The sequence below is a fragment of the Stenotrophomonas sp. TWI809 genome (assembly GCF_039673205.1).
Lineage (GTDB): Bacteria > Pseudomonadota > Gammaproteobacteria > Xanthomonadales > Xanthomonadaceae > Stenotrophomonas.
The window spans coordinates 25079-32719 of the sequence record NZ_JBDJLE010000031.1; the positions used below are offsets into that span (position 1 = coordinate 25079).

Below are 7641 nucleotides of genomic sequence, written 5' to 3' on the forward strand. Positions count from 1 at the left end.
ATAGTTGGGCGGTCCGCCGCGAGGCGGATGGTTCCGGGGTTTGGCTTCCCTGTCGCTTCCGTGACCGAACTCCTTGCGGAGCACCCCGGCACGGATATGGGCGGCAGGTGTGGATTCACCGGTGACGTCCGGTGTTGACGTATTCCCGCGCCAAGGCGGCAGGGATCCGGTCGATTATAGCCCGGTGCCGGGCGCAGGCGCAATCACGGGGGCAAGCGGGGCGTCAGCGGCCTCGTTGAGCCGGGCCCGGAACTGGCCGCCGGCGTAGCCATCCGGCCGCGGCGGCAGGTCCCAGCTGCGGGCGCTGCGCGGCAGCACATAGCCGGCCAGGCCCTCGATCAGCGGGTGGCGACGCCCGTGGGCGTCCACGAACACCAGGTCGGCCAGGTGGGCATGGCCGTCGCCGTCATTATAGAGGCGCAGGCGAGGCGCCGACGGGCTGCCGCCTGTCTTGTATCGGACCGTGCAGATAGGACCCAATCAATGGCCGTCTTCGGCACAAGGTCGCGTTTTGCGATACGCATCACGCTTGTTCAGCTAGCTGGCCAGGGGCCGGGCCCAAACCGCGGCTGTCAGCGTTCCATCCAATCCCGTTCAGATTGGCCCCGGATCGGCGATAATGGGCGCCATGAGCGTGAATCTGAAAACCCCCGAGGAAATCGAACTGATGCGCATCGCCGGCCGTCTGGCCAGCGAAGTGCTCGACATCGTCACCCCCCACGTCAAGCCGGGCGTGACGACCGAAGAGCTTGACCGCATCTGCCACGACCACATCATCAATGTGCAGAAGGCGACGCCGGCCAATGTCGGCTACCGCGGCTTCCCCAAGACGGTCTGCACGTCGGTCAACAACGTGATCTGCCACGGCATCCCCAGCGAAGCCAAGGTCCTCAAGGACGGCGACATCGTCAACATCGATGTCACGGTGATCAAGGATGGCTGGCACGGCGATACCAGCCGCATGTACTGCGTCGGCACGCCGTCGGTCATGGCCAAGCGCCTGGTCGATGCGACCTACGAAGCGATGTGGCGCGGCATCCGCGCGGTCAAGCCGGGCGCGACGCTGGGTGACATCGGCCATGCGATCCAGAGCTATGCCGAAGCCGAGCGCTTCAGCGTGGTGCGCGAGTACTGCGGCCATGGCATCGGCAAGGTCTACCACGACGAGCCGCAGGTGGTGCATTACGGCCGCCCCGGCCAGGGCCTGGTGCTGCAGCCCGGCATGACCTTCACCATCGAACCGATGATCAACGAGGGCACCCGCTACAACAAGGTGCTGCCGGATGGCTGGACTGTGGTCACCAAGGACCGCAAGTTGTCGGCGCAGTGGGAGCACATGGTCGCGGTCACCGAGACCGGCGTCGACGTGCTGACCCTCTCGCCCGGCGAATCGCAGGTCTGAGCATGTTGCCGGCGAGCCCGATGCTGGACGCGCCGGCCGATTCCGTCGCCGACCCGGACTGGGCGGCGTTGGCGCGGCAGTCGCTGCAACAGACCGACGCACGGTTGTATCGTCGTTTCGATCAGGGCGACAACATCGAGCGCCTGCTCGCCCTGCGCGCACGGGCGGCCGACCACCTGATCCGGTTGGCCTGGCATCGCTGCCTGCCGGCCGGTTCGGGAATGGCGCTGTTCGCGGTGGGGGGGTACGGGCGCGGCGAGTTGTTCCCGCGCTCGGATATCGACGTACTGGTGCTCGGTGCGCCCGAGCAGCAGCGTCGGCACGAATCCGGGCTGGCCCGCTTCTTCGCGCTGCTGTGGGATTGCGGCCTGCCGGTCAGCCACGCGGTGCGATCGCCGGCTCAATGCACGCAGGCCAGCGCCGACCAGACCGTGCTGACCGCGCTGATCGAGTCGCGCCCGGTGGTCGCCGATGACGCGGCCCGCCAGGCGTTGAAGGCGGCGGTGAACGTGGAGGGCCTGTGGCCGCCACGCGAATTCTTCCTCGCCAAGCGCGAAGAGCTGCTGGCCCGCCATCAGCGCTTTGGCGACACGGCGGACAATCTTGAGCCGGACATCAAGGACGGCCCCGGCGGGCTGCGCGATCTCAATACGCTGGGCTGGATGGCGCTGCGTGCGTTCGGCGTGCGCGACCTGGAAGCGCTGGTCGGCCTCGGCCATCTCGGCCCGGATGAAGCGGCCGCGCTCAAACGCGAACGGTGTGCGCTGGCACGGCTGCGTTTCGGCCTGCACCTGGTCGCCAACCGGCCCGAAGAACGCTTGCGGTTCGATTACCAGAAGACGCTGGCCACCCGCTTGGGTTTCGAAGACGACATCGAAAGCCTGGCCGTGGAAAAGATGATGCAGGGGTTCTACCGCAGCGCCACCGTGGTGCGGCGGATCAGCGACCGCCTGCTGCAGCGCTTTGAAGAACAGTTTGATGGCGAAGCCGTCCCAGAGCCGGTCAGCGTCGGTTTCTCGCTGCGCCGTGGCTACCTGGCTGCCAACGATCCGGCTTGGCCCCAAGGGGATATCGAACAGGTGTTCGCGCTGTTCTCCAGTTGGGCCTATAACCCGGATGTGCGCGGCCTGCACTCGCTGACCGCCCGCGCGCTGGCCGAGGCGCTGCCGGAGCTGGCGGCGTACACTGAGGCCAGCGCCGCGGCGCGCGAGCAGTTTTTGGCGCTGCTGCGCAGCCCGCGCGCGGTCGATACCCTGGCGCGGATGGCACGGCTGGGCGTCCTCGGCCAGTGGATCCCCGCGTTCGCGCAGGTCTCCGGGCGCATGCAGTTCGATCTGTTCCATGTGTACACCGTGGACCAGCACACACTGATGGTGCTGCGGAATATCGGCCTGTTCGCCAGCAGCCGCGCGGATGAGCGCTTCTCGATCGCGCATGAAGTCTGGCCGCGCCTGCGCAAGCCGGAGCTGCTGCTGTTGGCCGGCCTGTTCCATGACATCGCCAAGGGCCGCGGCGGCGATCACTCCGAACTCGGTGCGGTGGATGCGCGCGAATTCTGCCAGGCGCTGGCGCTGAGCAGCTCCGATACCGAGCTGGTCGCCTGGCTGGTCGAACAGCACCTGCGCATGTCGGTCACCGCGCAGAAGCAGGACATCTCCGATCCGGACGTGATCCATCGCTTCGCCACCCTGGTGGCCAGCCGCGACCGGCTGGACTATCTCTATCTGCTGACCTGCGCCGACATCGCCGGGACCAGCCCCAAGCTGTGGAATGCGTGGAAGGACCGTCTGCTGGCCGACCTGTATTTCGCCGCGCGCCGCGCGCTGCGCGACGGGCTGGAGAACCAGATGCCGGCCGCCGAGCGCGTTGCCGAAGCGCGCGAATCGGTGCGCCAGCTGGTGCGCGAGCGCGGCTACGACGATCCCACCATCGATCGCCAGTTCACGGTGATGCCCGATGAGAGCTTCATCCGGCTGCGGCCGGAACAGCTGGCCTGGCAGGCCGCTGCGCTGGTGCCGTTGAAGCAGGGCCAGACCCTGGTCAAGGTGCGCAGGCTGACCCCCGAGGACGACGCACTGGAAGTGTTCGTACACTCGCCCGACCGCGACGGCCTGTTCGCCGCGATCGTGATGACGCTGGACCGCAAGGGCTACACCATCCATCGCGCGCGCGTGCTGGACGGTCCGGTCGATACCATCTTCGATACCTTCGAAGTGACCCCGGCCGACAGCTTCGCCGATGGCGATGCGCTGCGCCTGGAGGCCGGCCTGCGTGAGGCGCTGGCCGGCGATCTGACCCGGCTGCGCCCGTCTCGCCGCGTCATTCCGCGCCAGCTGCGGCATTTCCGTTTCGCCCCGCGCATCGAGTTCCGCGATGTCACCGATGGCCAGACCACCAGTACCCGTTTCAGCCTCGTCGCACCCGACCGCCCCGGCCTGCTGGCCGACGTGGCGTTCGTGCTGCGCAACCAGCGGCTGCGCGTGCATGATGCGCGCATCGCCACGTTCGGCGAGCGCGCCGAAGATATGTTCGTGATCAGCGATGAGCATGATCACGCCCTGACCGAATCCGCCAGGCAGCAGCTGCAAGACGCGATGCTCGCCTGCCTGGACCCTGATCGAAACGCCGGAGACCCCCACTGATGGCCACCAAGCCTGCCAAGAAGACTGCCGCGAAGACCGCGGCGGCCAAGACCCCTGCTGCCGCGCCTGCGGTGAAGAAGACCGCTGCCGCAAAGAAGGCGGCGCCCGCGGTGAAGAAAGCGCCGGTCAAAAAGGCGCCGGCCCGCAAGGTCGCTGCTACCCCGGCCGAGAGCGCCGCCAAGCGCAGTGCCAGCCGTGATGCCACCATCGCGCGCAAGTCGCTGCGCAAGCCGGCCACGCCGGGCGTGGAAGAACTCAAGTTCGGCATCGAGAGCGCGTTCGAGCGCCGTGCCACGCTGACCCTGCATGAGATCGAAGGCTCGACCAAGCCGCTGGTCGGCCGCGTCATCGATGGCCTGGAAACCGGTGAATTCCGCGTTGCCGAGCCCGACGGCCACGGTGGCTGGAAGGTCAACGAATGGCTGAAGAAGGCCGTGCTGTTGTACTTCCGCGTCAACGACATGGCCGTGGTCGATGCGCGCCCGGCGCCGTTCTGGGACAAGGTCGAATCGCGTTTTGCCGGTTTCGATGAAGCCAAGTTCCGCCGCGCCGGCGTGCGCGTGGTGCCCGGTGCGATCGCGCGTCGTGGCAGCTACTTCGGCAAGGACGTGGTGCTGATGCCGAGCTTCACCAATATCGGCGCCTACGTGGGCGAGGGCACCATGGTCGACACCTGGGCCACGGTGGGTTCGTGCGCGCAGATCGGCAAGCACTGCCACCTGTCCGGCGGCGCCGGTATCGGTGGCGTGCTGGAGCCGCTGCAGGCCAGCCCGACCATCATCGAAGACCATTGCTTCATCGGTGCGCGTTCGGAAGTGGTGGAAGGCTTCGTGGTCGGCCATCACAGCGTGATCGGCATGGGCGTGTTCCTTGGCCAGAGCACGCGCGTGTACAACCGCGCCACCGGCGAGATCAGCTACGGTTCGGTACCGCCGTACAGCGTGGTGGTGTCCGGCCAGCTGCCGTCCAAGGACGGCTCGCACTCGCTGTACTGCGCCGTGATCGTCAAGCAGGTCGATGCCAAGACCCGCAGCAAGACCAGCGTCAACGAGCTGCTGCGCGGCCTGGCCGACTGAGCACCCCGCAGCCCGCGCTGGCGCAGGCGGCGCGCTACCGGCACCCGTTCGCGGGGTTGCCGGGACGCGCGCTGCAGCGTCTGCTCGGCTGCGTGCACCTGACCGCCGCCCGGCGCGCGCTCACCCGCGTGCTGCCGGCGCCTGCGTTGATCAGTGAGGTGCGTGAGGTGGTGTACCTGAGCTGGTGGGTGGACGTGCGCCATGCACCGCCGCCACCGCCGGGCCATCGCCTGTTCGCGCATGACGGGCGTACGCCCTATACGATCCTGACCTACCGCCACGGCCATTTCGGACCGGCGCTGGCGGGGCCGTTGCGTGGCCTGTTTCCCTCTCCGCTGCAGAGCAACTGGCGCTGGTACGTGGTGCCGGACGATGCGGCGGCCGGGCCCGCGACGCCGCGGGTCCTGTTTGACCGCAATGTGATCGACAGTGCGATGCACGCAGTCGGTGCACGGCTGTGGAGCGATGCCATGCAACCGCATCTGGCCGCGCGTTTCGAGCATGCCGTGGATGCCGATGGCGGGCACACCGTGATCGAGCCGGGGCAGGGCAGTGCGCCCGCACTGCAGGCGCAGGTGCGTCCGGCAATGGGCTTGGCGGTTGCATGGGCAGCTGGCGCCTTCACCGATGCAGCGCAGGCGATGAGGTTCCTGGCCTGTCAGGAGGCCGCGTTCGCGGTCGCCCCGGATGGTCGGCTGGCGCTGACCCATATCTATCTGCCGATTGCCCTGGCAGACGTGCAGCCACTGCAACTGGAAGGCCTGGTGGCCTGCCCGCACCTGGCCGCGATGGGCGTCGATCTGGCCGATGCGTTCTGTTTCCGGGTGCCGCAGGTGCCGTTCCGGGTCGTGTCCGAACGCCTGTTGTGACATCCTCATGGCGTCCTTCCTGAACGATGCTGCACGCCGCGCCATGACCACCACTCTGTACGGATTGAAGAACTGCGACACCTGCAGGAAAGCCACCAAGTGGCTGGACCGTTTCCAGGTGCCGTACACCTTCGTCGACTACCGCGACCACACGCCAACGCCGGAGACCCTGATCGACTGGGCGGCCCAGGCCGGTGGCTTTCCCGCGTTGATCAACAGGTCCTCCACCACGTGGCGGCAGCTGCCGGAGAACCGCAAAGCGGCCGATTCCGAGGCCGAATGGAAGCTGCTGCTGCGCGAGTATCCGCAGCTGATCAAGCGTCCGGTGGTGGTGAGCGCCGATGGCGTGATGACCCAGGGTTTCTCGGACAACGGCTTCAAGCAGCGGTTCGGAGTGGGCGCGTGAACGACGTCGTTGCCTTGACCTGCGACCTGATCGCGCGCGCGTCGGTCACGCCCGAGGATGCCGGCTGCCAGGCACTGCTGGCTGGCCGTCTCGAGCGTGCGGGTTTCCACTGCGAACACCTGCGCTTGGGCGAGGTCGACAACCTGTGGGCCACACACGGGCAAGGTGCGCCGGTGCTGGTGCTGCTCGGGCATACCGACGTGGTGCCGACCGGCCCGGTCTCGGCCTGGACCAGCGATCCGTTTGATCCGCAGGTCCGAGAAGGCGTGCTGTACGGACGTGGCGCGGCCGACATGAAAGGCAGTGTGGCTGCCTTCGTGGTGGCCGCCGAGCAGTTCGTCGCCGCCCATCCGGACCATCCCGGCACGTTGGCCGTGCTGCTGACCAGTGACGAGGAGGGCGATGCCATCGACGGGGTGCGTCGCGTCGCCGATATCTTCCGCGAGCGTGGCCAGACCATCGACTGGTGCATCACCGGTGAGCCGTCCTCCACGGCCGTGCTCGGCGATCTGCTGCGCGTGGGCCGCCGCGGCAGCCTCTCGGCGACGCTGACGGTGAACGGCGTGCAGGGCCATGTCGCGTATCCGGACAAGGCGCGCAATCCGATCCATCTGACCGCTGCGGCCCTGGCCGAACTCACCGCACGGCACTGGGATGATGGCTTCGAGAGCTTCCCGCCGACCAGCCTGCAGATCTCCAACATCCATGCCGGCACCGGGGCCAACAATGTGATTCCGGGTGAGCTGCAGGTGCTGTTCAACCTGCGCTACAACCCGCACTGGAACGCGCCCGCGCTGGAGCAGGAGATCGCTGCGCTGCTGGAGCGTCATGCACTCCAGTACACGCTCAAGTGGCACCGCAGCGGCGAGCCGTTCTATACCCCGGAAGGCTCGCTGCGCAGGGTCGCCCGCGAGGTACTGGGTGAGTTCGCCGGTGCACCGCCGGAAGAGAGCACCGGTGGCGGCACCTCCGATGCGCGCTTCATCGCGCCGCTGGGCGCGCAGTGCATCGAAGTAGGGCCGGTCAACGCGAGCATCCATCAGGTCGACGAGAACGTGCGCGTCGCGGATCTGGAGGCGCTGCCGGCGCTCTACCAGCGGTTGATCGAGCGTTTGCTCGCCTGACGCCATCGGGTTGAATCAACCGCCGCTCGATTACGGTAGCGCCGGCCGCTGGCCGGCTCTCCTTTTCGTCTGGCTCGATTACGGTAGTGGCGGGCGCGCGGGCGCGGGGGGCAGTGTGTGTG

At 67.6% G+C, this 7641-nt stretch carries 7 protein-coding genes; 6 read left to right on the top strand and 1 reads right to left on the bottom strand.

Features of this window, described 5'->3' with window-relative positions; genetic code table 11:
• Positions 1-174: 174 nt before the first annotated feature.
• Positions 175-480 carry a hypothetical protein gene (locus ABE472_RS17360; protein ID WP_313210869.1) on the bottom strand — a complete coding sequence of 102 codons (306 nt, stop codon included), beginning with the start codon at positions 478-480 and terminating at the stop codon, positions 175-177.
• Positions 481-628: 148 nt separating this feature from the next.
• On the opposite strand from ABE472_RS17360, the gene map reads away from it, so the two are divergent.
• Genes map through dapE form a run of 6 tightly spaced genes read left to right on the top strand, consistent with a single transcriptional unit; the run spans position 629 to position 7519 of the window.
• A complete protein-coding gene (gene map, locus ABE472_RS17365; RefSeq protein WP_313217727.1) occupies positions 629-1402 on the top strand; it encodes a type I methionyl aminopeptidase in 774 nt (257 codons plus the stop codon).
• A gap of 2 nt (positions 1403-1404) precedes the next feature.
• A complete protein-coding gene (locus tag ABE472_RS17370; protein WP_313217729.1) occupies positions 1405-4044 on the top strand; it encodes a [protein-PII] uridylyltransferase in 2640 nt (879 codons plus the stop codon).
• Positions 4044-5120, top strand: a complete 1077-nt coding sequence (dapD, locus tag ABE472_RS17375) for a 2,3,4,5-tetrahydropyridine-2,6-dicarboxylate N-succinyltransferase (RefSeq protein WP_313210875.1) — start codon at positions 4044-4046, stop codon at positions 5118-5120. The genes ABE472_RS17370 and dapD overlap by 1 nt, the downstream gene beginning before the upstream one ends.
• The gene (locus ABE472_RS17380; protein WP_346466698.1) at positions 5117-5989 is read left to right on the top strand and encodes a hypothetical protein; all 873 of its coding nucleotides are present in this window, start codon (positions 5117-5119) and stop codon (positions 5987-5989) included. The genes dapD and ABE472_RS17380 overlap by 4 nt, the downstream gene beginning before the upstream one ends.
• 43 nt (positions 5990-6032) lie before the next feature.
• Positions 6033-6395 carry an arsenate reductase gene (locus ABE472_RS17385; RefSeq protein ID WP_121041511.1) on the top strand — a complete coding sequence of 121 codons (363 nt, stop codon included), beginning with the start codon at positions 6033-6035 and terminating at the stop codon, positions 6393-6395.
• Complete coding sequence (gene dapE, locus ABE472_RS17390) at positions 6392-7519, top strand: succinyl-diaminopimelate desuccinylase (protein WP_346466696.1); 1128 nt, start codon at positions 6392-6394, stop codon at positions 7517-7519. The genes ABE472_RS17385 and dapE overlap by 4 nt, the downstream gene beginning before the upstream one ends.
• Positions 7520-7641 lie beyond the last annotated feature (122 nt).

Excerpts from the sequence above, each read along its gene's own strand:
- map (WP_313217727.1), top strand. The coding sequence starts at position 629 with ATGAGCGTGAATCTGAAAACCCCCGAGGAAATCGAACTGATGCGCATC.
- ABE472_RS17370 (WP_313217729.1), top strand. The coding sequence starts at position 1,405 with ATGTTGCCGGCGAGCCCGATGCTGGACGCGCCGGCCGATTCCGTCGCC.
- dapD (WP_313210875.1), top strand. The coding sequence starts at position 4,044 with ATGGCCACCAAGCCTGCCAAGAAGACTGCCGCGAAGACCGCGGCGGCC.
- ABE472_RS17385 (WP_121041511.1), top strand. The coding sequence starts at position 6,033 with ATGACCACCACTCTGTACGGATTGAAGAACTGCGACACCTGCAGGAAA.